Source organism: Nocardia sp. IFM 10818 (assembly GCF_054655275.1).
The window spans coordinates 5,664,424-5,688,795 of record NZ_BAAHJH010000001.1 but is presented as its reverse complement, the minus strand read 5'-3'; the positions used below and the strand labels follow the sequence as shown (position 1 = coordinate 5,688,795).

Below are 24,372 nucleotides of genomic sequence, written 5' to 3'. Positions count from 1 at the left end.
GTGGGGGTGTGGGATCGGGACAGGGTTGCGGAAGGGGGTAGCGGGGTGTTCGTGCGGGACGGGAGGGAGAACGTGGGGCGGCGGGGGAGGCGGTTTCCGGGGAATGGGCGGTGACCGGGCGGCGGAATGCGTGGAATGCCGCTTAGGATCGGCGGTCGTGACCGACGTGATGGAGAGGGCGGGGCAAGAGTCCGCCGGGAGAGCTGGGAGCGAGCCCGCGGGGCGGGCTCGCGGGGGATGGGAACGGGCGGTCGCGTTGATCGCGGGGCTGGTCGCCGTGCTGGCGGCGGTGGCGGTGCCGCTATTGCCGGTGCGGGTGGAGGCGGCGACGCTGGAGTGGCCGCAGGGAGGTTCGGCGCGGAGTGTGGAGGCGCCGCTGGTCTCCTATGCGCCGGTGACGTTCGATGCGACGATTCCGTGTTCGGTTGTGGCGCAGCTCGCTTCGCAGGGCGGGACGCTGGTGGCCACGGCGCCGAACGGCGCGCCGGATATGTGGCGGTACGGGTTCATCGCGTGGGTCAGCGCGGGGAGCACGGCCGAGGACGGGACCACCACGCCGGCCAAACTGCAGGCGGTGCTGCGGGATCAGTCGCTGGTGAGCGTGCCCGTGGACGAACTGGGGGCGGATTGCTCGTTCGTGGTGCACGCGGGGATGACGCAGGCCACCGCGACGCTCACGGGCACGACGGTCGCGCCGGTCACGCTCGACGGTGATTACCGGCCGCAGCTGGTCGGGATCTTCAGCGATCTCCCGGCCGCCGATGGGACGAAGGTCACCGCGCAGGTCGACAGTCGGTTCTCCTCGTCGCCGACGGTGCTCAAGCGGATCGCCATCTGGACCGCGGTGCTGGGGACGCTGCTGGCCCTGTTCGCGCTGTACCGCCTGGATCGCCGGGACGGGCGCAGCAGGCGGCGCTTCCTGCCGCAGCGGTGGTGGACGTTCCAGCCGGTCGACGCGGTGGTGCTGGGCACCCTGGTGCTGTGGCATTTCATCGGCGCCACGACCGCCGATGACGGCTACCTGTTCGGTATGGGCCGCGCCTCCATCCCGTCGGGCTATATGGCCAACTACTTCGCCTACTTCGGCGTTCCGGAGAACCCGGTCGGCACCTACCACTCTTTGTTCGGCTACCTGGCGTTGATCTCTCCCGCCAGCCCGTGGGTGCGCCTGCCCGCCCTGCTCTTCGGCATCATCTCCTGGCTCGTCATCAGCCGCGAGGTCATCCCCCGTCTGGGAGCGCGCATTCCGCGCAACCGGATCGCGGTGTGGACCGGCGCGCTGGGCTTCCTGGCTGTCTGGCTGCCGTACAACAATGGCCTGCGACCCGAAGCGGCCGTGGCCATTTCGGTGCTGCTCACCTGGGTCTCGGTGGAGCGCGCCATTGCGACGCGCCGGCTGCTGCCGTACGCCATCGCGGCTGTGATCGGCGCCTTCGCCTGTACCGCCGGACCGTCGGGCATCATCTGCGTCGCCCCGTTGCTGGCCGGAATCCGCCCGCTGTGGCGCATTCTCGATGATCGTGCACGGTCCCTGAGCAAGCCGGTCGCCCCGGATGCCGGTTTCTGGACGGTGCTGCGCACCCGCTTCGGCTCGTACCTGGCCCTGGTCGCGCCGCTGGCCGCGGCCGGAACCGTGGTGCTGAGCGTCGCTTTCGCCGATCAGACCCTGGCCGCCATGTTCGAGATGCAGCACGTGCACGAGATCGTCGGCCCGAATGTGAAGTGGTACGACGAGTATCTGCGCTACCAGTACCTGTTCATGCCCACCATCGACGGTTCGGTGGCCCGCCGCTTCGGCATGTTCATGCTGTGGCTGGGCATGGCCGTCTGCGCATTCGTATTGCTGCGCAAGGGTGGCCGGATTCCGTTCACCGCCTCGGGCCCGGTGCGCCGCCTGCTCGGCACCTGCGTCGGCGTCATCCTGCTGATGAGCACCACGCCCACCAAGTGGACGCACCACAACGGCATCTACGCCGGGCTCGCCGGCTCGGTGGCCGTGGTCACCGCGGTGGCCGTGGGGCCGCGGGTGATGCGTTCGCCGCGCAACCGCGCACTCTTCGCGGCGATCGTGGCCTTCGTGCTGGCGATCACGTTCTCCACCATGAACGGCTGGTGGTATGTGTCGAACTGGGGCATCCCGTGGAACGACAAGACCGTCGTCCTGGCGGGCATCGGCGTGAACAAACTGTTCCTGCTGCTGGCTCTGCTGCTGCTGGCGGTGGCCGGGTGGTTCCATGTGCGCGCCCCGGAACCCGGTACCCCGCACCGCATTTCCCGCCCGGTCTGGCGCCTGGTGGCCCTGCCGCCGCTGACCGTAGTGGCCGCGTTCATGGTGCTGTTCGAGGTGGGCTCGCTCGCCAAGGGCGCGGTCACGCAGTACCCGGGCTTCTCCCTCGCCAAATCGAATATCAATGCGGTACTGGGCAAGCCGTGCGGCATCGCCAATGAGGTCCTGGTGGAGATGGACCCGAACGCGGGCATGCTCGCACCGCTCAGCGGTGATGCCTTCAGCACCTTCGCCGCCGATGCGGTCGGCTTCACCCCCGGCGGTGTGGCAACGGATCTGAAGGCCGACGACGAGGTCGACACCAGCGCCATCACCACCGCGCTGAACAGCACCGAGAAGGACGAGTCGTCCGGAACCACCACGGCCGCACTGCCGTTCGGGCTGAACCCGGCCACCACCCCGGTGCTGGGCAGCAATGGCACCGCGGAATCGGCCGCGAGCCTCACCACCGGCTGGTATCGCCTGCCCGCGGCGAGCGATCGCAGCGGCATCATCGCGGTGTCGGCCGCCGGCCGGGTCCGCTCGGTCGATCCGCACGGCGTGGTCACCCCCGGCCAGTCGGTCGAAATCGAGTACGGCATCGCCGATTCGGCGGGCGCCGTGCAGGAGCTGGGCCGGGTCGCGCCCATCGATATCGGTCCGGCCCCGACCTGGCGCAATCTGCGGGTCCCGTTCACCGATATCCCGGCCGAGGCCACGGTGATCCGCCTGGTCGCCTCCGATCGCGATCAGAACTGGAAGCAGTGGGTGGCGCTGACCCCGCCGCGCGTCCCGCAGACCCGCACCTTGCAGGAGGTCGTCGGCTCCGACGCCCCCGTGCTGCTGGACTGGGCTGTGGGCCTGCAGGTTCCGTGTCAGCGGCCCTATGAGCACCACAACGGCATTGCCGAGACCCCGGAGTGGCGCATCCTGCCCGACCGCGGCGGCGCCAAGGATACGAACCGCTGGGAGAGCCACGACAGCGGCGGCCCGCTCGGCTGGAGTTCCATGCTGCTGCGCCCGCAGACCATCGCCACCTATCTGAACGAGGCGTGGCGCATCGACTGGGGCGAGTTGCAGAAGTTCAGCCGCATCGACCCGAATGCGGTGACGGCGCGGCCGGTGATCACCCCGGAAACCCGTTCCGGACTGTGGACTCCGGGCCCGATCAACGTGCTCGGCTGGCGTTGACCCGCTGACGGCGATCCGCACCCGTTTCGACACTGAAGCGGGTGCGGAGGCGGTTGTGCGGTCAGCCCTGCATCATCTCGGCCATCCGCTTTTCCATCTCCTCCGGGGTGACGTCTTCGACATGGGTGGCAATGGTCCACTTGTGGCCGAAGGGATCTTCGAACGCGGCGGTGCGGTCGCCGTAGAACTGGGTGGCGGGCGCCTGGGTTTCCTGGGCGCCGGCGCCCAGCGCGGCGGCGTGCGTGGCATCCACGTCCTCGACGTAGGTGTAGAGGTTGACGGGGGTGCCGCCGACGGTCTTGGGGTCGAGGAACCCCATATCGGGCGCCGGATCGCCGAGCATGACCAGTGATTCGCCGAACTGCAGCTCGCAGTGCGCGATGGTGTTGTTCGGCCCGGGCATGCGGAAGCGCTCCGCGGCGCCGAACACGCGCTTGTAGAAGTCGATGGCGTGCGCTGCGCCGTTCACGGCGAGCGCGGGGCTGACGACCGGGTAGCCCTCGGGAATCGGATTGACAGCGGGCATCGGAATCCTCCGATCGAATTGTTATCGGACGGATCAGAGCCTAGGCCGGTGCACCGACAAGAAATACGCGATTGTCGTCTTGATCAAGCGAAATGCATTGTGCGCCGGAAAAATTCCACGATATGTCGTGGAGAGTTAATTCAGGGGGATTGACGGCCTAGGGCCCCGCCACGCCCCGCAGCTTGCGCACCTGCGCCGCGGTCAGGGCGCTGAGCTGCTGCGGATCCGGTTCCGTGGCACCGGACATGGCGATCTGCACGACGGTCGAGCCGACCACCGCGAGGCTCACCGCGGAATACAGGGTGAGTCCGCTGCTGGTGGTGTTCACCCGAAAAGCGGTGGACGCATCACCTTCTCCGGGCTGATCCAAACCGCCCACCCGGAATTCCACGGCGGTATCGTCGGCATCCTTGCCGGAATATGTTGTGCATTCCCGCAATAGCGTTTGCATGGCGGAAAATACCTGCGCCGCTCCGTCATTCGCATACGAGGCGGCATCGATGTCCACACTGGCGAAGTCCGGTCCGCTGAACTGCGCGACGGCCTCCGCCGCCGCGCCCGGCGCCTGCTCGGACACCGGCGCCAGCACCTTCGCGCACTGCGCCGGATCGGTCCGCGCGCCCGCGCCGCCGCCGGCGCCCGGCGGCGGATCGTTCAGCGCCGCATAGCCGTTGGGTAGCTGCCCGACATCCAGCAACTCGTTGCGCAGCGCCACCGAATCGGTGATGGGCGCGGCCGTCGCATGCGGCGGCGGCTGCACCACCGGCCCGAAACTCGGCAGCGGCGCGGCCGATTCCCCGGAACCGCACGCCGAGACGGTCACGGCCACCGCGCTCGCGAGCACGGCCATTACGCGCGCGGACCCGGCGGTGCGCGGTCCTCGGATCGACGGGGATACGGTCACCGCCACATTCTGCCCGGTGCGCGGGCCGCCCGCCGTCAGGCTCCCCACTGCACCTGGGTGCGCAGGGTCTGGCGCAGCGTCACCGCGCTGCGCGGATCCCGGTAGGTCTGATTGCCGCCGACCTCCACCGCGCCGGAAACCGGTAGCGGCAGGCCGAGATCGACGGTGATATCGCCGGCGCCGTGCATGAGGTAGTCCACGATCTCCAGCTGCCCCGCCTCATTGGGCAGATGCCACACCGTGGATTTCGGCGTCTGCACCACATTCAGATGGATGGTGAGCAGATTGCCCTCGCGATGGGTGAGCGTCGCGGTGGTGACCTGCTCGAGCGGCACACTGCCGGACACCTGCTGGCGCACCGTCCACACCGCGCCTTCCCCGACTGGCGCGTCCGGGAAGGCGATGGACTGGTACACCGCTTGATAGAAGGCCTGTTCCAGCGCCGCGCGCGCGGCATCGGAGGTGGCGGGCTTGGGCTCCAGCCGCAGCGCGGTAATGGCGCCCAGCTCGTTGATGTCGAACCCGACCTGCGAGCCGTCGGCCGGCAGCAGCGCCTTGGCCAGCGCCGGATCGGGGGACGTCACATTGCCGAGGGTCAGGTCGACCCCGTCGGCATCGGATTGCGCGGTCAGCGGAATGGTCACCGAGGGCGGCGAGAAGTCCCGCACCGCCTGCTCGTTGATCTGCTGCTCGATGTGGTGGTCGGTCCGCAGCGTCACCTGCTGCGCGGTGCCCGGCGTCACCACCGGCCGCAGCGCGGCGCGCGGTTCGTCACCGGCGTCGACGACCGTGGTGGTCACCGCCGGGATGGGCATGGTGACCTCTTTGCCGATTCCGACGGGTTCGGTGCCCTCGGCCTCGGCCGTGGTCTCCGACCGGGCGCTGCATCCGGTGCCCAGGGCCGAGAGGGCGACCGCCAGCACCATGAGTAGGAGCCCGGAGCGGGCGTGGCGCGGGGAGCCGGATCGGCCGGGCGAACCCGGGCAGCGTGCGGTGGCGTTGGCCGAGCTGGGGGAGGAAGACAACACCGTCACGTCAGACAGGTTACGGCCCGTTCCTGATAATCAGCTGGGATGGGAGCGGGGTCGTTCCTGAGGAGCGCCACGCTGATCGGCGGCGGCGAAATTCCATAGGGAATGATGTCCACCGTGAGTACCGACCGCCCGCGCGAAACCGACGCAGACGAACCCGACTCCTCGCCCGGTGGCAGCGCACCCGCGGAGAACTGCGAGAGCGAGGCGTCCGCTGCGGCCGGAAATGGTGAGGCGGAGGCCGGTGATGGCGAGGCGGTGGCCGCCCGGCGGCCGCTGCGGCTGCGGAATCTGCTGATCGTCGCCGTGGTGATCTTCGCGCTGGATCTGCTCACCAAATGCCTGGTGGTGGCGACCATCGAGCCCGGTAAGCCGATCTATCTGATCGGTGATGCGGTGCGCCTGACGCTGGTGCGCAACCCGGGCGCGGCCTTCTCCATGGCCACCGGCATGACCTGGCTGCTGACCCTGGTGGCCACCGCCGTGGTGATCGGCGTGGTCCGGATCGGCCGCACGCTGCGCTCGCTGCCGTGGGCCATCGGCCTGGGCATGGTGCTGGGCGGTGCGCTCGGTAATCTCGTCGACCGCCTGTTCCGCGCGCCGGGACCGTTGCAGGGTCACGTGGTGGACTTCGTGGCGGTCGGCTGGTGGCCGGTGTTCAATGTCGCCGATTCCGCCATTGTCTGCGGGGCGATCCTGCTGGTGGCGTTGACGGTGTTCGGTTTCGAACCCGATGGCACCCGCGCCGGGCACGGGCACGAGGAGGACGAGAACGCGGAGGAGAAGACGGTATGAGGGAAACCCGCAGTATGCCGGTGCCGGACGGACTGGACGGCATGCGTGTCGACGCGGGCCTGTCCCGGCTGCTCGGTCTGTCGCGCACCGCGGTCGCGGCGCTGGCCGAGGAGGGCTCGGTGCAGCTGGACGGCGTCGCCGCCGGCAAGTCCGACCGGCTCACCGGCGGCGCCTGGCTGGAGGTCGAATTCCCGGAGCCCAAGCGCGAACTCACCGTCGAGGCCACGCCCGTGGAGGGCATGAAGATCCTCTACGCCGATGACGATATCGTCGCCGTCGACAAGCCGGTCGGCGTGGCCGCGCACACCGGGGTCGGCTGGTCGGGGCCCACCGTGGTCGGCGGACTGGCCGCCATGGGCTACCGCATCTCCACCTCCGGCGCGCACGAACGCCAGGGCATCGTGCACCGCCTGGACGTCGGCACCTCGGGGGTGATGGTGGTGGCGCAGTCCGAGCACGCGTACACCCAGCTCAAGCGGGCCTTCAAATACCGGACCGTGGACAAGCGCTATCACGCTCTCGTGCAGGGGCATCCGGATCCGTCCAGCGGCACCATCGACGCGCCGATCGGCCGGGCGCGCGGCAATGACTGGAAGTTCGCGGTCACCGCGGACGGCCGCCCGTCGGTCACCCACTACGACACCATCGAGGCGTTCCAGTCGGCGAGCCTGCTCGACATCCACCTGGAAACCGGTCGCACCCACCAGATTCGCGTGCACTTCTCGGCCGTGCGGCATCCGTGCTGCGGTGATCTCACCTATGGCGCCGACCCGCGGCTGGCGGAACGGCTGGGCCTGGAACGGCAATGGCTGCATGCCCGGCAGCTGGGTTTCAACCACCCGGCCGACGGTCGCTGGGTCGAGATCACCAGTGAATACCCCGCCGATCTCGAACACGCCCTCGACGTTCTCCGTACTGTGTAACGGTGCCGCGCATTGTGGGTGAGCCCCGCGCTCGCCGTATCGGAGCCGTCGTCCTGGCGGTGGCCTTCGCGATGCTGATCGTCTCGCTGGGCGTGGCCATTCCGCCACGCCCGGCGGTCATCTCCACCGATCGCCTGGGGCCCGAGAACAGTGAGGCCATCCCGGACTACCTGAGCCGTGCACGAGATTCCTTGCAGGGCGCCGATGCCGACGAGCATTGGGCACTGATCTCGTTCACCGACGGCATCACCGCCGATCGAATCCCCGAATACAGTGCGGGCCTGCGCATCTCCCAGGCGATCTACCACGTTGCCGTCCCCGGTGTGGCCATGCCGATCATCGCCGTCACGCTGCCGGCCGGTGCGGAGGTCGCGGTCGCCTCCGTGAAATCCGCTGCCGCCCAAGCCGGAGCCGTGCGCGCCTACGATGACCGCACGGCCCGCGCCAACCGGCTGACCGCCACCCGGCTCGGCGCGAACTGCGCCTGCCTGGTCGGGTTGGTCCTGCACGGCACCCTCGACCAACTCCGAAATCTGGCCGCTCTTCCCGGAGTTCGCGCCGTCGAAGCCCTCCCGGCAGACGCGCCCGCAGGGGTTTTCGCGGTCTCACCCCTGCTGCCCGAATACCAGGATTTCGCGAAACCGGGCTCCGACGACGCTCCCGTTCCCGAGAATTGACCTCAGGCGTTGGGGTAGGGAGTGGTGTTGCGCGGGTGGCGCAGGGCTTTCGACCACCAGGAGAGCTCATCGAGCATGGCTCGCGCGGCGTCATCGACCGACGGGGCGAGGTCCAGGGTGTTCTCGGCGGTCACGGACTGCCAGTACTGCGGCAGGCTGACGGTTTCCCGGATGGTGACCGCGCGCAGCTCGGCGAGGACCGGACGCAGGTGCTCCACGGCGCGCAGGCCGCCGGAGATGGCGCCGTAGCTGACGAAACCGATTGGCTTGGCGCGCCATTCGGGGCCGGTGGAGTCGATGGCCAGCTTGAGCGATGCGGGATAGCTGTGGTTGTACTCGGGGGTGACGATCACGAAGGCGTCGGCGGATTCGAGGCGTGCCGACAGGGCGTCGAGAGCGGGGGATGCGGAGTGGTCCAGGGCGATGGGGAAGTCGGCGAGATCGATGGTGTCCAGCTTCATCTCGGGATGGTCGTCGATATGAGATCCCATCCAGGAGGTGACGGTGGGGCCGAAGCGTCCCTCGCGGACGCTGCCGCAGATCAGGGCAACCTGGAACTGGTCTGATGTCATGCCGCCCACGCTAAAACCTCAATAAACCTCGAGGTCAAATCGTGCGGCGGCGGACTACTCCGGCAGCGGTCGCCGCAGGTCGGTGACGGCAATGCGGGCGGCTTCGGCAATGGCGGCGTCGACCGCGGGCAACACCGGATCCGGGCGCGCGGCGCGCGTGAAAACCGCTACGGCGACCGGAATCTCCCCCGGGAACTCGATCACCGCGACCTCGTTGCGGATGATGCCGATCGTGCCCGTCTTGCCCGCGACGGCGATATCGCGATGCGGGAACGCCGAGGCGATCCGGTGCGACCAGACCTGACTGCGCAGCACCGTGCACGCGAACTCGGTCTGCGCGGGCGAGAGAATCGCGCCCGACCACAGCGCGTTCAGGAATCCGGTCATCTCGGCCGGTGTGGTCGCACTGGCGTAGGAGGGGTCGTATGCGGACACCGACCAGGCTTCGTCATTGTCGGCCAGGGCCGCGAAAGCCTCGGCCGTCGTATGCGTGTCGGTATCGCGCACCAGGCTCTCGTGCATATCGGCGGTGCCGCCCAGAATGCGGGTCTCGGTCATCCCGAGCTCGCCCAGCAACTCGTCGATGGCGGCCAGCCCGATCTCCCCGAGCAGCACATCGGCGGCGGCATTGTCGGACACCGTCATCATGGACGTGGCCAGGTCGCGCCTGCTGATGGTGATCGGATCCCGCAGGACAGCGATTCCCGTCGGCCCCGGGGTGCATTCGGACGGCGTGACCGTGATCCGGGCCGCGGGATCGATCCGCCCCGCATCGACCGCCCGGCAGAAGGCGATGAACAACGGCAGCTTGTACACCGACGCGGTCACCACCCGTTCGTCACCACCGACGGAGATCTCGGCGGCCGAGTCGTCACAGCGCCGGGCATGCAACCACCCTGTACATCCCGCATCGGCGAACACCGCGCGAATGCGATCCACAACGGCGCGCTCCGCTACCCCGCCGCCGGCCCGCGCCTCGCTGCGCGACATTCCATTCATCGCAACCGCTCCCGGTAGAGCACCCGATCGATGACGTCAGCGTGCGCCGCGGCCTCCGGCCGACGAATCACCCGCAGCCGCAAGGCAATCGCCTGCGGAGCCAACCGCAGCCACGCCACCCCCGGAGTACCGGACGGCGGCGTCGCGGTCAGTCCGAAACTCGTCCCCGCCGCCACCGCCGCGAACAACGTCCGATCATCCCGCGCCACCTCGACCGGCACATCCAGCCCCCGCTCCCGCAACAGATCCACGACGGTATCGAAGGCCGGTGGATTGGCCGCCCGCGGCGGCCCGGCGAACGCCAGCCCCGCCAACATCGGAAACGTCGGCCGCTCAGCGCCGGCGCTGCGATGATCACCCGGAACCACCACCCAGCGCGGCAGTTTCACCACCGGCCCGGCCTCCACCCCGTCCACCAGCGCCGGATGCTCCACCACCGCGAAATCGCACACTCCCGCCCGCACCTCGTTCACCAGTTCGACAGTCGTGCCGATCGTCGTCGAAATCGTTGCCCCCGAATCACACCCGGCGCCGAAGCCCGCCGCACCGGCGCCGCCTGCCGCGCTGCCGGCGTCGGCCGTTGCTCCGGCGCCGCCGGTTGCCGTGCCGGCCAAGGCATTTCCGCTTCTGGAAGCCGGACCGCCGCTTCCCGCAGGGGCTCTGCCCCGTGGGCCGGAGCTGGTTCCGCCGGTCGCTCCCGCGCCTCCGCTCGCTGTCACGTGCTGCCCGTCGGTGGCATCGCTCGCGGGGGAGATTGCCGACGGATCTGCCGTCGCTGCGGCATCGCGCCGGCTCGTCCCGGCTGTGCCGCCCTGCTGATCGGCCCGGGCGGTGCGTCCCTCGGCGGCTGCTCGCCCGCCGCTGCCGGTTGCGGTGGTGACACTGGAGGTCCGCGCCCGCAATGCTGTGACACAGGCGGTGACGATGGCATCGGGGAGGGCCGCGGTCGCGCCCCAGTGGATGGCGCCGCGGGAGTTGGCGATGCGCTGGGATTCGGCGTGCAGGCGGTCGGCGTCGTCGACGAGGAGGCGGGCGCGGGGGAGGAGCTGGATGCCCGCGGAGGTGAGGACCGCGCCCTGGCGGGTGCGGTGGATGAGGTCGACGCCGAGATGTTGCTCGAGGCGGCGCAGGCCCTGGGAGAGTGGGGGCTGGGTCATGTCCAGCGCTGCCGCCGCCCGGCCGAAATGTCCCTCGTCGGCGACGGCGACGAAGAAGCGGAGGTGGCGGACGAGATCCATGCGGCAATTCAACCAGCCGAGTGCGGCGGGACCGGGTGAGCGGTGCGGCGAGGCTCGGTAAATGCGCCAATCGCGTGTGCCTGACCTGCGTCGATAGTGGCTACGACTCGTGGGGGCGGGGTTGCGCTATTGGCCGGGACGCGGCGGGCGGTGGTCTGCTGCGGCGGTGACTTTCGCAGCGTTCGACCACCTTCGCCCGGCTCGCCGCCGGGGATTCCTGTTCACCGGCTCCGAGCGGGCCGGGCTCCGCACCGCGCCGCACGCCGGGGCGGTCCCGATTGCCGACCGGGTTTTGCCGGGCGACGGCGGAACCGCGCCTGGTCGCCGGATCGGCGCGCGTGGCCGGAAGTTCCTCGCCGCCGCGCTGGCCGTGTCCGCGCTGTCGGTGAGTGCCGCGTGCGATTCCGGATCGGATGCGGATACCGGCGCACCGGGTTCGGGCACGCCGAGTTCCTCCGCGTCGGCCGCCGCCGCCCTGACCTTCTCGAATCTGGAGACGAAAGCCGGTGCGCGGCTGGGGGTTTACGCGGTCGACACCGGCAGCGGGCACACCGTGGCCTATCGGGACGGCGAGCGGTTCCCGATGGCGTCGACGTTCAAGGGGCTCGCGTGCGGGGCGCTGTTGCGGGAGCATCCGCTGTCGAGCGGGTATTTCGATCAGGTGATCCGGTATCCGGCATCGGAATTGGTGGAGTACTCGCCGGCCACGGAGAAGCACGTCGAGGACGGGATGACCGTCAGTGCGCTCTGCGATGCGGCGATCACGCTGTCCGACAACACGGCGGGCAATCAGTTGCTGAAGCTGCTGGGCGGGCCCGCCGGGTTCACCGCGTTCCTGCGCGGCATGGGCGATGACGTCTCGCGGCTGGATCGGTGGGAGACCGAGCTGAATACCGCCATCCCGGGCGACGAGCGCGATACGACCACGGCGGCCGCGCTGGTCTCGGACTATCGCAAGCTGGTGCTCGGCGACATGCTCGGGGAGGCCGAGCGCACGCGGTTGCAGGACTGGCTCATCGCGAATACGACCGGCGACAAGCGGATCCGGGCCGCCGTGCCGGACGGCTGGGCGGTGGGCGACAAGACCGGGTCGCCCGCCTATGGTTCCGCGCTCGATGTGGCGATCGCCTGGCCGCCCAATAGCGCGCCCATCGTCATCGCGGTGCTGACCACCAAACCGGAGCAGGACGCGCAGGCCGACAACGGTCTGGTCGCCGATGCCGCCCGGGTCGCGCTCGAGTCGTTCGGCTATACGCCGCGCGCCGAGTAGATCCGTTCCGGCAGAGCGCTATTCCCACCGCGCGGGGGTAGCGCTCAGCCGCGCCACCGCCCGCACGTCACCGTCGACGGCGAACCATATGCCGAGACCGTCCGCGCCGCGCTCGGTGTGGATGTCGAGGTTCTCGCCGTAACGGATGGGCTTGTTGTATTCGAGCACGAACCGGTGCGGGCCCTTGGTGAGATCGGCCGACTCCGAGGCGAATTCGTGAACGGCATGCCAGTAGGCGGTGTTGTTGACGTGCTGGAAGTGATCCAAGTCGGTGCGCCGCAAGGGAAACCGGGCGCCGCCCGCGGCGGGCAGCGGCGCATCGATCCACTGCTGCCAGCGCAGCCGCTGTTCGCTGGTGGTCGTGGTCATCATGTCGAAGAATTCGTCGGAGACCCGGGACGGGCTCATCGTCTCCTTGTTCATGTGGATCCAGAATCCCTCGGTCTCCACCAGTCCGCCATTGTCCGAATCGATCCGGCAGCGCATGGTGCACCAGCGCGGTGAGATGCCCGAACACCAGCGCCGCAGCCGCAATTGCGCCGGCCAGGCAATGGGCCGCAGCACGTCGATGACCGTGCGCCGCACGATCCAGTGCGGATGCGATTCCAGCGCCCCGGTGTGCCGCAGATGATCGACCCCGGCCTCCTGGATGTGCCGGGCGATGCCGTCGATGCGCAGGTTCTGGTCCTCGTCCATGTCCACGGTGCCCAGCCGCTTGCGGATATCGAAGATGTGCCCGGACGAGGGCACGGGGGCGAGCGGCCGCAGCATCGGGTGCGCGGGGTCCGCGGGGATCGCGGGCTGGGTGAGTTGGTCCATCATCGGCCGACCTCCGAAATCTTCCATCTGCGTGGGGGAGCGGAGTGCTGCACAACTTCGGCGGTGGGCCGGAGTGATCACGAGCGTAGTGCAGGCGCGGGCCCGGCTCCGGGTGCGGTGACCGGCGCGCCTCGCCGATCGCGGCCGCGGCAGCGGTCGCCGCCGGTCCGGCCGGGGCTGTCGTACCGTGGTCTCATACTTGCGGCACTCGATCATCGATACGGACGGGGGAACGGATGGAACTGAGCGCGGAGCAGGCCGACCGGGCGGCGGGGGTGCTGCTGGGGACGGCGGCGGGTGATGCGCTGGGCGCCGGATACGAATTCACCCATCCCGGGCCGGAGGTCGAGATCTTCATGAAGGGCGGGGGGTCGTTCCAGTGGGAGCCCGGCGAGTGGACCGACGACACGTCCATGGCGATCGCCGTGGCGCGCGGGGCCGCGGCGGCCGGAAACCTGCACGAGCCGAGCGGATTGGACGCGGTCGCGGCGGAGTTCGTGGCGTGGTGGGATTCCCAGCCCAAGGACGTGGGGTTCCAGACCAGCGAGGTCCTGCAGTGGCGCAGCGGGACCGGGCGGGAGATGCAGATCCGCGCGCACGAGCTCGGCGGGCTGAAGGCCGGCAATGGATCGCTCATGCGGACCGCGCCGGTGGCACTGCTCTACCTCGGCGATATCGAGCACTGCGCCAAGGCGGCCGCCCTGATCAGCTCGCTGACCCATTACGACCCGCAGGCCATGCAGGCGTGCACGCTCTGGTCCATCGCCATCCGGCACGCGGTGCTGCACGGGACCTTCGACGGTGTGCGGGAAGCGCTTTCGTGGGTCGACGGCGGATTCTGGGGGCCGCTGCTGGATACCGCAGAGAACGGCGCGCCCGCGGACTTCCCGAAGAACGGCTGGGTGGTGCACGCGCTGCAGACGGCGTGGTGGGCGATCACGCACTCCGATTCCCTGCCCGGCGCACTGGAACTCGCGGTCCGCGCCGGTGGTGACACCGACACCACGGCCGCCATTGCCGGTGGCCTGCTCGGCGCGCGGTGGGGCGCCTCGGCCGTCTCGCAGGACTGGCGGGCGATGCTGCACGGCTACCCCGGGCTGCGCGCGGACGACCTCGACGATCTGACCCGGAAGATCCTCGCGCACAACTGATCTCGCGGCGGTCTAGTCCGGCCGGTCGGGGATGCGGACCACGCCGTCGAGATAGCGGCGGCAGCGGCCGGCCAAGCGGACCCGCTCGCCGGTCAGGGTGCACCGCATGGCGCCGCCGCGCTGGGAGAGCTGACGCGCCGACAGCGTGGTGCGTCCGAGCTCCCGGCTCCACAGCGGGGTGAGTTGCGCGTGCGAGGATCCGGTGACCGGATCCTCCGGAATGCCCTGCCCGGGCGCGAAGAGCCGGGACACGAAATCGGAGCTGTCGCCGGAGGCGGTAATGATGGCCGCCCGGTTGAGCTGCGGGAAGACCGAGAAGTTCGGGCGGGCGTCGCGCACCTCGTGTTCGGCGGTGAGCATGAGCACCACATCGGTCCCGTCGAAGGCGCGCAGCGGCCGCACGCCCAGCGCCTTGGCGACGGCGCGCGGAACATCGTCGTGCACATCGATTTCCACCGAGGACACCACCGGCAGGTCGAGGACGAGATCATCGCGATCCCGGTCGACGCGCAACCACCCGCTGCGCGTGTAGAAGTGGACGCGATCCGCGCCGGGATGCATATCGTCGAGGATCTGCTTCGCGGCCGCGAGCGTGGCGTGCCCGCACATGTCCACTTCGACGGTCGGGGTGAACCAGCGCAAGTGAAACGCCGGTGAGTTGTCCGGTGGCGCACCGGCGTCCACGGGTAGCGCGGAGGTGTAGAAGGCCGTCTCGGCGAGGTTGTTCTCCTCGGCGAGCTTTTGCATCAACTCGTCCGGCAGCCAGGACAGCAGCGGCATGACGGCGGCGGGATTGCCCGAGAACGGTGCGTCGGCGAACGCGTCGATCTGGTGCAGCAGGACCTCCATGCTGCTGAAGGTACCTGGATTTTCAATGACCGAACGGGACAAAGGCGTTGACGGCGAGCCAAAGCATGCGACCAGTTGGGACGGAAACGGGCGGCGCACCCGAGGGGTGCGCCGCCCGTGGCTTTCGCCCGAATGTTGCCGGGGTCAGGGCTTTTCGCCGGGCGAGGCCGGCAGCAGGTGCGGCGCCTCGCCCTGCAGCCGGGCGCTGATCCACCAGGCCGCCTCCACCAGCACGATGCCGATGGCGCCGCAGATGAACGCGGAGGTCGTCAGCGCGATATTGGAGGGGTCCAGCTTGAAGAACTCGCGGGTGAACGGCAGCGAGAACAGGATCAGGTATCCGGCAACGGAACCCGCGACCAGCAGGATCTTCCACCAGTTCCACGGTCGCGCCACGATGGCCAGCACCCAGACCGCGATGATCAGCAGGGTGATGAGCGCGGTGGTGCCCGCCTGCACCTTCTGCGTCTCGCTGGCCTCGGGGCCCTGGTAGGCGATGAGGTAGGCGATGAAGGTCATGACGCCGATGACGATGCCGGAGGGAATCGCCAATCGCATGACGCGGCGCACGAATCCGGTGCGGGCGCGCTCGTTATTGGGCGCGAGCGACAGGATGAAGGCCGGGATGCCGATGGTGAACCAGGCCGCGATCGTCACGTGCCGCGGCAGGAACGGGTAGCCGATGGCCTTGTAATGGAAGATCTGCGAGCCCACGCCGGCAATGCCGATGAGGAAGGCCAGCACCACCGAGTACACGGTCTTGGTGAGGAACAGGTTGGAGACCCGCTCGATATTGCCGATGACCCGGCGGCCCTCGCCGACCACATAGGGTAGCGTCGCGAACTTGTTGTCCAGCAGCACGATCTGCGCCACCGCGCGGGTCGCCGGCGAGCCCGCGCCCATGGCGACGCCGATATCGGCATCCTTGAGCGCCAGCACGTCATTGACGCCGTCGCCGGTCATGGCGACGGTGTGCCCGCGCGATTGCAGCGCGCCGACCATGGCCCGCTTCTGATCCGGGCGGACGCGACCGAACACGGTCTTGTGGTCCAGCACATCCGCGAGTTCGTTCTGGTCGGTCGGCAAGGTGCGTGCGTCGACCGGATCGTCACCGCCGGGCAGTCCGAGCGAGGCGGCCACCGCGCCGACGGAGACGGCATTGTCGCCGGAGATGACCTTGGTGTTCACATTCTGCGAGGCGAAGTACTCGAGGGTGCCCTTGGCGTCCGGGCGGATCCGCTGCTCCAGCACCACCAGTGCGGCGGGCGCCACCTGCCCGGGCGCATCCGCCGCGTCGACCGGCCGGTCGCTGCGCGCCAGCAGCAGTACCCGCAGACCCTTGGCTCCGATTTCCTGTGCGACAGCGGCGGTTTCGGAGTCCGGATCCAGCAGCACGTCGGGCGCGCCGAGCAGCCAGTTGCCGTGCTCGCCGAAGGAGAACCCGCTCCACTTCTTCGCCGAGGAGAACGGCGCGACCCCGCTGACCCGCCAGCCCGGCGAATCCGGCAGCGCCTCGGCAATGGCCGCGACACTGGCGTTCGGCCGCGGATCATTGGCGGCCATCGCCGCGAGCACCTGCCGCAACTCCTCGGTGCCGCCGAGGGATTCGCGATTCGATCCGGCGCTGTTCGATCCGGCGCCATTGGATTCGGCGGCCGGGGATTCGACATCGGCGGAGTCGCCGTTCGTCGACCGCACGGGTGCGCCGTCCGCGCCGACCGTCCGAATCTCCGACAGCCGCATACCGTTCTCGGTGAGCGTGCCCGTCTTGTCCGCGCACACCACGTCCACCCGCGCCAGGCCCTCGATGGCGGGCAGCTCCTGCACCAGGCACTTGCGCCGCCCGAGCCGCACCACGCCGACCGCGAAGGCGATGGAGGTCATCAGCACCAGGCCCTCGGGCACCATCGGAACCAGCGCGGCCACCATGCCGTTGACGGCCTCCCGCCACGGCTCCTTGCTGGAGACCAGCTGGTTGTAGATCGACAGCAGACCCGCCGGAATCAGCAGGTAGGTAATGACCTTCAGGATCGTGTTGATGCCATTGCGCAGTTCGGAATTGACGAGGGTGAACTTGCTGGCCTCGTCCGCCAGCTTGGCCGCGTACGCATCCCTGCCGACCTTGGTGGCCCGGTACGACCCACTGCCGGACACCACGTACGAACCCGACATGACCTGCGCCCCAACGGTTTTGTCAATGGCATCGGCCTCACCGGTGAGCAGTGACTCGTCGACCTCGAGCAGCTCGGCCTCCACCACCTCGCCGTCCACGACGATCTGATCGCCGGGTCCCAGCTCGATGATGTCGTCCAGCACCACCTCCTGCGGCGCGACCTCGGCAGCCCGCCCGTCCCGGCGCACCACCGGTTTGGCCTGCCCGACAATGGCCAGCTGATCGAGGGTCTTCTTGGCACGAACCTCCTGAATGATGCCGATCGCGCTGTTGGCGATGATCAGCAGCCCGAACATCCCGTCGATGACCGATCCGGTGGCCATGACGAGAATGAACAGCACACCCAGAATGGCATTGATACGGGTGAACACATTCGCCCGCACGATGTCGCGCACCGAGCGCGAAGCCCGCTCGGGAACATCATTGGTCAGCCCGTCCCGCCGCCGCTGCTCGACCTCGGCCGAAGTCAGCCCCGTCGCGGGCAAGCTCTCGTGTGTCGCGGTGATCGACATGACCGACAGCCTAGAGCGCTCGCCTGAAAATGCCCTGAAGTGCCGCCGGGCGCGGCCGGTAATCCAATGATGATCGGATGATTATTCGATGTCGCTGAATCGTTGCTTACGCTAACGTTGAGAGGTGCCAGAACGATCCTCCGCCCCGGAGACCGGGGCCGCCGCAGTGTCCGAGAATCACCGGGGGAGTGCGGGCCGGGATGTGGGGGTGGCGTTCGGGGCCGGGGCCTATTTCCTCTGGGGGGCTTTTCCGGCGTTCTTCGGGTTGCTGACGTTCGCGAGTCCGGTCGAGGTACTGGCGTCTCGGATCTTGTGGACGCTGGTGGTGTCGATGCTGGCGCTGCTGGTTGCGGGGCGGATGCGGGAGTTGTGGCGGGCCGGCGGGCGGACCTGGCGGCTGGCGGCGGTGGCCTCGCTCGCCATCTCGCTCAACTGGGGGGTGTACGTCTACGCCATCATGTCCGAGCAGGTGGTGGAGGCGGCGCTGGGATACTTCATCAATCCGCTGGTGACGGTGGCGTTCGGGGTCATCATCTTCCGGGAGAAGTTGCGGCGGATGCAGTGGGTGGCACTGGGTTTGGGCGCGGCGGCGGTCATCGTGCTGACGGTCGACTATGGACGGCCGCCGTGGATCGCGCTGGTGCTGGCGTGTACGTTCGCGACGTACGGGCTGGTGAAGAAGGTGATCCGGCTGGAGGCGCTGCCGGGGCTGGCGGCCGAGGGGATCGTGGCGGCGCCGTTCGCGGTGGCCATCATGGTCGCGCTGGCGGTGACCGGGAATGCGAGTTTCGGGTCGAGCTGGTCGCATTCGGCGCTGCTCATGGTCACCGGGCCGGTCACGCTGGTGCCGCTGATCCTGTTCGCGCTGGCCGCGCCGCGAGTGCCGTTGTCCACCATGGGATTGCTGCAATATCTGACTCCGGCCCTGCAGATGGCCTGGGGAGTGCTGGTGGTGCACGAGGCGATGCCGCCGTCGCGGTGGGCCGGGTTCGCGCTCATCTGGCTGGCGCTGGCCATCTTCACCGGTGACGCGCTGCGGCGTTCCCGCCGTACGCCGGTCATGATCCCGGAATGAGTAGAACCGCACACCTCGTGAAAGAGGTGTGCGGTTCTCACCGGGGGGTGTGGCGGGCCTCCGGCTAGGGCGCTGTCGCCTGCAGAGCCCTTTCGACGAAGGCGTTGGTATACGTCTTGTCGAGGTCGATGCGGTCGCGGACCGGCTTCACATTGCGGGAGTACTCGCCCAGGATGCGCAGGACGTTCTCCGCCCCTTCGCGTTTCATGAGCCCGTCGCCGTTGAACATGACGATGGAATCGCGCACCGACTTGGCGTACAGCTCCGGATCGCCGCCCGCGTACTGCGGGGGCATCTTGGCCGCGATCTCCTCGGGGGAGTGCGTTTCGATCCACCGCAGCGTCTGCACGAAGGCATTGGCCAGCTTCTGGACGATATCGGGATGCGCCTCGACGGTTTCGCAGCGCATGTACAGCGAGGCAGCGGGATACAGCCCGCCCAGAGCGGCGCGAGTGCCTTCCTCATTGCGCATATCGATGAGGATCTGCGCCTCACCGGAGCTGACCATCTTGGCCACGGTCGGGTCGGTGGTCATGCCCGCGTCGATGCCATTGTGGTTCATGCCCGCGATGAAGGTCTGTCCCGCACCGACTTTCACCCGCGTGTAGTCCTCGGTGCTCAGCCCCGCCTGACCGGCCAGGCCCTGGGTGAGGAAGTCGGTGGACGACCCGAGCGAGGTGACGCCCAGATTCTTGCCCGCGAAATCCCTGGGCGACTTGATGGTTGCCGCGTCCTCGGTGGACACCAGCTCGACTTCGCCCGGCACATCGGCGAATTGCACCACGGTCCGGATGCACTGATCCTTGGCCTGCAGATCGATGGTGTGGTCGTAGAAGCCGACCACGCCCTGCACATCGCCGGTGAGCAGCGCGGTTTCGGCATTCGCGCCGGACTGCTCGCCGAGCAGCTTCACATCGATGTCATTGCGCTCGAAGTTGCCCAGCTGCTGGGTGAGCATGGCGGGCAGGTAGATGACCTTCTCCAGGCCGCCGACCATGATGGTGATCTGCGGTCGCCCGTTCTCCATCGGAATGCGCCGGGAATCACGGCAACCCGTCACCAGCAGCAGCGCGGAGACCGCGAGCAGAATGACGGCGAGAGACTTGCGATACCTCATCGCGCCTCACATCCCGTGCCCGGCGGAGGCCTGCGAGGGCCGCCACTTCAGCAGCCGGTTCTCGGCCATGCCGATGATCCACTCGGCGATCAGCGCCACCGCGGTGATGATGATCATGCCCGCGTAGATGCCGGCCGCGTCGAAGGTGCCCTGCGAATTCGAGATGAGCAGGCCCAAACCCTTGCTGGCGCCGGCGTATTCACCGACCACCGCGCCGATGAGCGCGAAGCCGAAGGCGGTGTGCAGGCTGGACAGGATCCAGGTGGTGGCCGAGGGCAGCACGATGGAGGTCAGCACCTGCCGGCGGCTCGCGCCCAGGATGCGGGCATTGTTGATGACATTGCCGTCCACCTCGCGGGCGCCGGTGAAGGCATTGAAGAACACCGCGAAGAACACCAGCACCACCACCGTCGCCACCTTGGAACTCAGCCCCAGGCCGAACCAGATGATGAACAGCGAGGCCAGCACGATGCGCGGGACCGCGTTGAGCGCCTTGATGAACGGCGCCAGCACATCGGCCCAGTAGCGGCTGCGGCCCAGCAGCACGCCCAGCACCACACCGGCCACCGTGCCGATGGCGAAGCCGAGCACGGCCTCCTGCACGGTGGTGTACAGCTGCAGCCAGATGGAACCGAATTGCGTTCCCTCGGTGAACCATTCGACCAGCCGATCCCAGATCAGCGAGGGCTTGGAGTAGAAGAACGGGTCGATCCACAGGCTGGCGGTGAGCTCCCAGGAGCCCAGCCACAGCGCCACCAGCAGGGCGCGCAGCCCCCAGGTGCGGGCCTTGGCGCGGCGGGCGGAGGTGCGCACCCGCGCCAGGATCCGCTCCTCGGTCTCGGCCACGAATTCTGGTGCCGTCTCGGCGATCCTGGGCATGACATCAAGCGACACGGGCCGCTCCCTTCATACGAGCCGCCTCGACCTGATCGCGCAGCGTTTCCCAGATTTCCTTGTAAAGGTCGCGGAATTCCTCGGTGAGCCTTACCTCCTCGACATTGCGCGGCCGGTCCAGGGTGACCCGGAAATCGCCGCACACGGTGGCCGGGCTCGCGGTCATGACGACCACCCGGTCGGCCAGCGCGATGGCCTCCTCCAGATCGTGGGTCACGAAGATGACCGCCGACCCGGTGCCCGACCACACCCGCAGCAGCTCGTCCTGCATGAGCTGGCGGGTCTGCACGTCCAGCGCGCTGAACGGCTCGTCCATGAGCAGGATCTCCGGCTCGTTCACCAGGGTCTGCGCCAGCGCCACGCGCTTGCGCATGCCGCCGGAGAGCTGATGCGGGTAGTAGCCCTCGAACCCGGCCAATCCGACCTTGGCCACCCAGGCCGCCGCGCGCTCGCGGGCCTGCTTCCTGGCGACGCCGGTGAAGGCCGGTCCCAGCGCGACATTGTCGAGCACGGTCTTCCACGGCAGCACGGCATCCTGCTGGAACATGTAGCCGATGCCATCCGGGATGCCGCGCACATCGGCACCGCGCACCAGGGTGCGTCCGGCCGAGGCGGGCTCGAGCCCGGAGACGAGCGACAGCGTGGTGGACTTGCCGCAGCCGGTGGGGCCGACGACGGCGACGAACTCGCCGGGCGCGACCGTGAAGTTCAGGTCGCGCACCGCGGTGTGCACGCCGCCATTGGTCCCCGGGAAGCGCTTGGTGGCGCCTCGCAGTTCGATGAGCGGATTGGTCATTTTCTAGCTCCTGTGTCCTGCCGCACGTGCGGCGTGGAAGCGAATGTAGGTGGCCCGGGTCACACCGGACCGGGTTGTGTGCGCTACCCGCACAAGAGGCAATTCGGACGTTTTGCGCGTTCTGCTCGGAGTTGCGAGGCGTTGTCTAGACTGACGGCCGTGTTCTCGCTAGGCCCCCGCTCCGTCCGGCTCCGGACCCAGATCGTGCTGTTGCAGATCGGCGTGGTGGGCCTGACCCTCGGCCTGGCCTTCGGGATATTCGCCTACGTCAGCAATCAGCGGCTCTCCGACGAATACGGTCAGCGGGCCCTGGCCATCGCCCGCACCGTGGCCTCGGACCCGGAAGTCCGGGAGGAGGTCGCGCGGCATGCGGCGACGCCCCCGCGATCGGGACCGGACTGGGAGCGCGAGCTCACGGACGGATCGCTACAGCGCATCGCCGACGAGGCGCGCCTGCGGACCGGCGCGTTGTTCGTGGTCATCACCGACGATGCGGGCCTGCGCCTCGCGCATCCGGATCCGGAGCGCCTGGGCGAGATGGTCAGCACCGATCCCTCGCGCGTGCTGGCGGGCGCGGAGGTGGTGATCCGCGAGCACGGCACGCTCGGCGAATCGGTGCGCGCCAAAGTGCCGGTGCTCGCACCGGATACCGGCGATACCGGCCGCGTGGTCGGTGAGGTGAGCGTCGGCATCTCCACCACGGCCGTGCGGGAGCAACTGCTCGGCGATCTGCGCAAGGCGGGCCTGTTCGTCGGCGGCGCACTGCTGGCGGGCGTTGCCGCCTCGGTATTGCTGGCTCGTCGCTGGCACGGCCTGACGCTCGGCCTCGAACCGTCCGAATTGGCGGAGCTCGTGCGGGAACAGGACGCCGTGCTGCACGGTATCGGCGAGGGCGTGGTCGCCGTCGACACCCGCTGGCGCGTCACCGTCGTCAACGACGAGGCCCGCCGGCTGCTCGGCATCGACCCGGGCAATGGTGATGCCGTGGACGGAATCGGCCTCACCCCACGGGTATTGGAGGCCTTCCGGACCGCGGACGGCCTGCCCGTGCAGGCCGCGGTCGGCGACCGCATCGTGGTCCTCACCGCCCGCACCGTGACGCGCGAGGGCCGCCCGCTCGGCGCGGTGCTCAGCGTGCGCGACCGCACCGATGTGGAATCCCTGACCCGCCAGCTGGATGCGGTCCGCTCCATGAGCACGGTGCTGCGCGCCCAGCGGCACGAGTTCGCCAACCGGCTGCATCTGCTCAGCGGCCTGCTGCACACCGGCCGCCCCGAGGAGGCGGCCCGCTATCTCGACGGCCTGCTCGGCTCCGGACCGCTGGGGGCGGCCATGCCGGGCGTGGACGCCATCCGCGACCCGTACCTGCAGGCGTTCCTGGCGGCCAAGGCCGCCCATGCTCGCGAGAACGGCGTGCAGCTGCGCCTCGGGCCGAATACCTGGGTCGACGCGAATCTCGTTGCCCCGGTGGACGTCACGACCGTACTGGGCAACCTGCTGGACAATGCGATCGACGCCGCCCGCGCCGATGAGGCCGCCGCGCAGCGAATCGTGGAAGTGGAGCTGGTCGAGGAGGGCGATACGCTGCACATCGCCGTGGCCGACAGCGGTGCCGGAGTGCCGCCGGAATTGGTGGATTCGGTATTCACCGAGGGCATGTCCACCCGGCCCGACAGCGGCGTGCCGGGCGGTCGCGGCGTCGGCCTGGCATTGTCACGTCAGGTGGCGCGCGCACTGGGCGGCGATGTCCGGCTGGCAGATCCCGCGCGCGGTCCCGAGTTCGCATTGAAGGGCGCGGAATTCATTGCCCGCCTGCCGTGTGTGTTGAAGGAAGGTGAATCGGCGTGGGCCGAGGAGATCTGAACGTCCTGGTCGTCGACGACGATTTCCGGGTGGCGAACCTGCATGCCGGAATCGTCTCGGCGCTGCCGGGATTCGCCATCGGCGCGACCGCGAACACCCTGGCGGCGGCCCGCGAGGCAATTGCCGCCGACGCCTTCGACCTGGCCCTGGTCGACGTCTACCTCCCCGACGGCTCCGGGGTCGACCTGGTCCGCGAGCTCCGCTGCGACGCCATGATGCTCACCGCCGCAACCGAATCCGAGACCGTCCGTGCGGCCGTGTCCGCCGGCGCCCTCGCCTATCTGGTCAAACCCTTCGACCACGCCACCCTCGCCGCGCGTCTGGCGGGTTACGCCCGCTACCGCCGCATCCTGTCGGCCCCCGAGGTCTCCGCCGCCGAGGTCGAGTCCGCCCTGGCGGCGCTGCGCCCCGCCGCCCCCTCCGGCGGTTCGTCCGCCCCTGCCGCCGCGGCCGCCCTGTCCCCGACGAAAGATCTTGTCCTGCAAGCCGTCCGCAGCTCGGCCGTGCCCATGTCCGCCGCCCAGGTGTCGGCGGCCATCGGCATCTCCCGCGCCACCGCCCAGCGCTATCTGGCCGCCCTCGTCGCCACCGGCGGCCTGCGCATGCAGCTGCGCTACGGGTCCACCGGCCGCCCGGAACAGGAGTACTCCGCACCCCGCTGACCGGGCGGTTCGGCGCCGATGTGGCCTCTGCCACAGGGGACTTGGCGAAGCCGAGGGGATTTGGCTAAC

The 24,372-nt window shown here is 69.0% G+C and carries 20 protein-coding genes and 2 pseudogenes; 9 read left to right on the top strand and 13 right to left on the bottom strand.

Annotation, left to right across the window (positions count from 1 at the left end):
* The first annotated feature begins 169 nt into the window (after positions 1-169).
* Complete coding sequence (locus tag ACYQ5L_RS26520; protein WP_459963550.1) at positions 170-3,457, top strand: arabinosyltransferase domain-containing protein; 3,288 nt, start codon at positions 170-172, stop codon at positions 3,455-3,457.
* Between the two features lie 61 nt (positions 3,458-3,518).
* Here the strand turns inward: ACYQ5L_RS26520 and ACYQ5L_RS26515 are convergent, their stop codons facing one another.
* From ACYQ5L_RS26515 to ACYQ5L_RS26505, 3 genes are all read right to left on the bottom strand, one after another.
* Complete coding sequence (locus ACYQ5L_RS26515) at positions 3,519-3,983, bottom strand: VOC family protein (RefSeq protein ID WP_459960990.1); 465 nt, start codon at positions 3,981-3,983, stop codon at positions 3,519-3,521.
* A gap of 157 nt (positions 3,984-4,140) precedes the next feature.
* The gene (locus ACYQ5L_RS26510) at positions 4,141-4,935 is read right to left on the bottom strand and encodes a hypothetical protein (RefSeq protein ID WP_459960989.1); all 795 of its coding nucleotides are present in this window, start codon (positions 4,933-4,935) and stop codon (positions 4,141-4,143) included.
* Positions 4,923-5,921 (bottom strand): hypothetical protein, encoded by a 999-nt coding sequence (locus ACYQ5L_RS26505; protein WP_459960988.1) that lies wholly within the window; start codon positions 5,919-5,921, stop codon positions 4,923-4,925. Before ACYQ5L_RS26505 ends, ACYQ5L_RS26510 begins: the two co-directional genes overlap by 13 nt.
* Positions 5,922-6,035: 114 nt before the next feature.
* Here ACYQ5L_RS26505 and lspA point away from each other — a divergent pair, with 114 nt between their 5' ends.
* From lspA to ACYQ5L_RS26490, 3 genes are read left to right on the top strand one after another with little or no spacing between them, the layout of a single operon-like run.
* Complete coding sequence (gene lspA / locus ACYQ5L_RS26500) at positions 6,036-6,713, top strand: signal peptidase II (protein ID WP_459960987.1); 678 nt, start codon at positions 6,036-6,038, stop codon at positions 6,711-6,713.
* On the top strand, positions 6,710-7,636 hold the full coding sequence (locus tag ACYQ5L_RS26495; protein ID WP_379202414.1) for an RluA family pseudouridine synthase: 927 nt from the start codon (positions 6,710-6,712) through the stop codon (positions 7,634-7,636). Before lspA ends, ACYQ5L_RS26495 begins: the two co-directional genes overlap by 4 nt.
* A 2-nt stretch (positions 7,637-7,638) precedes the next feature.
* On the top strand, positions 7,639-8,313 hold the full coding sequence (locus ACYQ5L_RS26490) for a hypothetical protein (protein WP_459960986.1): 675 nt from the start codon (positions 7,639-7,641) through the stop codon (positions 8,311-8,313).
* A 2-nt stretch (positions 8,314-8,315) separates the two neighbouring features.
* Here ACYQ5L_RS26490 and ACYQ5L_RS26485 read toward each other — a convergent pair whose 3' ends face one another.
* The 4 genes and pseudogenes from ACYQ5L_RS26485 to ACYQ5L_RS26470 form a co-directional block, all read right to left on the bottom strand.
* Positions 8,316-8,885 carry an NADPH-dependent FMN reductase gene (locus ACYQ5L_RS26485; RefSeq protein WP_459960985.1) on the bottom strand — a complete coding sequence of 190 codons (570 nt, stop codon included), beginning with the start codon at positions 8,883-8,885 and terminating at the stop codon, positions 8,316-8,318.
* Between the two features lie 54 nt (positions 8,886-8,939).
* Positions 8,940-9,875 (bottom strand): serine hydrolase, encoded by a 936-nt coding sequence (locus ACYQ5L_RS26480; protein WP_459963549.1) that lies wholly within the window; start codon positions 9,873-9,875, stop codon positions 8,940-8,942.
* Positions 9,876-9,880: 5 nt separating this feature from the next.
* Positions 9,881-10,381: pseudogene (locus tag ACYQ5L_RS26475) on the bottom strand (LysR substrate-binding domain-containing protein); the annotation flags it as partial.
* A gap of 363 nt (positions 10,382-10,744) precedes the next feature.
* Positions 10,745-11,122, bottom strand: a pseudogene (locus tag ACYQ5L_RS26470) (LysR family transcriptional regulator); the annotation flags it as partial.
* Between the two features lie 385 nt (positions 11,123-11,507).
* Between ACYQ5L_RS26470 and bla the strand changes: the two are divergent.
* Complete coding sequence (gene bla, locus ACYQ5L_RS26465; RefSeq protein WP_459963548.1) at positions 11,508-12,392, top strand: class A beta-lactamase; 885 nt, start codon at positions 11,508-11,510, stop codon at positions 12,390-12,392.
* Between the two features lie 18 nt (positions 12,393-12,410).
* Here the strand turns inward: bla and ACYQ5L_RS26460 are convergent, their stop codons facing one another.
* Positions 12,411-13,214, bottom strand: a complete 804-nt coding sequence (locus ACYQ5L_RS26460; protein ID WP_459960984.1) for an acyl-[acyl-carrier-protein] thioesterase — start codon at positions 13,212-13,214, stop codon at positions 12,411-12,413.
* A 233-nt stretch (positions 13,215-13,447) separates the two neighbouring features.
* On the opposite strand from ACYQ5L_RS26460, the gene ACYQ5L_RS26455 reads away from it, so the two are divergent.
* Complete coding sequence (locus ACYQ5L_RS26455; protein ID WP_459960983.1) at positions 13,448-14,362, top strand: ADP-ribosylglycohydrolase family protein; 915 nt, start codon at positions 13,448-13,450, stop codon at positions 14,360-14,362.
* Positions 14,363-14,374: 12 nt separating this feature from the next.
* Here ACYQ5L_RS26455 and ACYQ5L_RS26450 read toward each other — a convergent pair whose 3' ends face one another.
* Both ACYQ5L_RS26450 and ACYQ5L_RS26445 read right to left on the bottom strand, forming a co-directional pair.
* Positions 14,375-15,211 carry a PhzF family phenazine biosynthesis protein gene (locus ACYQ5L_RS26450; protein ID WP_459960982.1) on the bottom strand — a complete coding sequence of 279 codons (837 nt, stop codon included), beginning with the start codon at positions 15,209-15,211 and terminating at the stop codon, positions 14,375-14,377.
* A gap of 144 nt (positions 15,212-15,355) precedes the next feature.
* Positions 15,356-17,896, bottom strand: a complete 2,541-nt coding sequence (locus ACYQ5L_RS26445; protein ID WP_459960981.1) for a cation-translocating P-type ATPase — start codon at positions 17,894-17,896, stop codon at positions 15,356-15,358.
* A 166-nt stretch (positions 17,897-18,062) separates the two neighbouring features.
* Here ACYQ5L_RS26445 and rarD point away from each other — a divergent pair, with 166 nt between their 5' ends.
* The gene (rarD, locus tag ACYQ5L_RS26440) at positions 18,063-18,971 is read left to right on the top strand and encodes an EamA family transporter RarD (protein ID WP_459963547.1); all 909 of its coding nucleotides are present in this window, start codon (positions 18,063-18,065) and stop codon (positions 18,969-18,971) included.
* 64 nt (positions 18,972-19,035) lie between these two features.
* Here the strand turns inward: rarD and ACYQ5L_RS26435 are convergent, their stop codons facing one another.
* From ACYQ5L_RS26435 to ACYQ5L_RS26425, 3 genes are read right to left on the bottom strand one after another with little or no spacing between them, the layout of a single operon-like run.
* The gene (locus tag ACYQ5L_RS26435; RefSeq protein WP_459960980.1) at positions 19,036-20,088 is read right to left on the bottom strand and encodes an ABC transporter substrate-binding protein; all 1,053 of its coding nucleotides are present in this window, start codon (positions 20,086-20,088) and stop codon (positions 19,036-19,038) included.
* A gap of 6 nt (positions 20,089-20,094) precedes the next feature.
* Positions 20,095-20,982 carry an ABC transporter permease gene (locus ACYQ5L_RS26430; RefSeq protein WP_459960979.1) on the bottom strand — a complete coding sequence of 296 codons (888 nt, stop codon included), beginning with the start codon at positions 20,980-20,982 and terminating at the stop codon, positions 20,095-20,097.
* A complete protein-coding gene (locus tag ACYQ5L_RS26425) occupies positions 20,972-21,778 on the bottom strand; it encodes an ABC transporter ATP-binding protein (protein ID WP_459960978.1) in 807 nt (268 codons plus the stop codon). The genes ACYQ5L_RS26430 and ACYQ5L_RS26425 overlap by 11 nt, the downstream gene beginning before the upstream one ends.
* A 159-nt stretch (positions 21,779-21,937) precedes the next feature.
* Here ACYQ5L_RS26425 and ACYQ5L_RS26420 point away from each other — a divergent pair, with 159 nt between their 5' ends.
* Together ACYQ5L_RS26420 and ACYQ5L_RS26415 are read left to right on the top strand one after the other, a co-directional pair.
* Positions 21,938-23,641, top strand: a complete 1,704-nt coding sequence (locus tag ACYQ5L_RS26420) for an ATP-binding protein (RefSeq protein WP_459960977.1) — start codon at positions 21,938-21,940, stop codon at positions 23,639-23,641.
* A complete protein-coding gene (locus tag ACYQ5L_RS26415; RefSeq protein ID WP_459960976.1) occupies positions 23,623-24,303 on the top strand; it encodes a response regulator in 681 nt (226 codons plus the stop codon). The genes ACYQ5L_RS26420 and ACYQ5L_RS26415 overlap by 19 nt, the downstream gene beginning before the upstream one ends.
* Positions 24,304-24,372 lie beyond the last annotated feature (69 nt).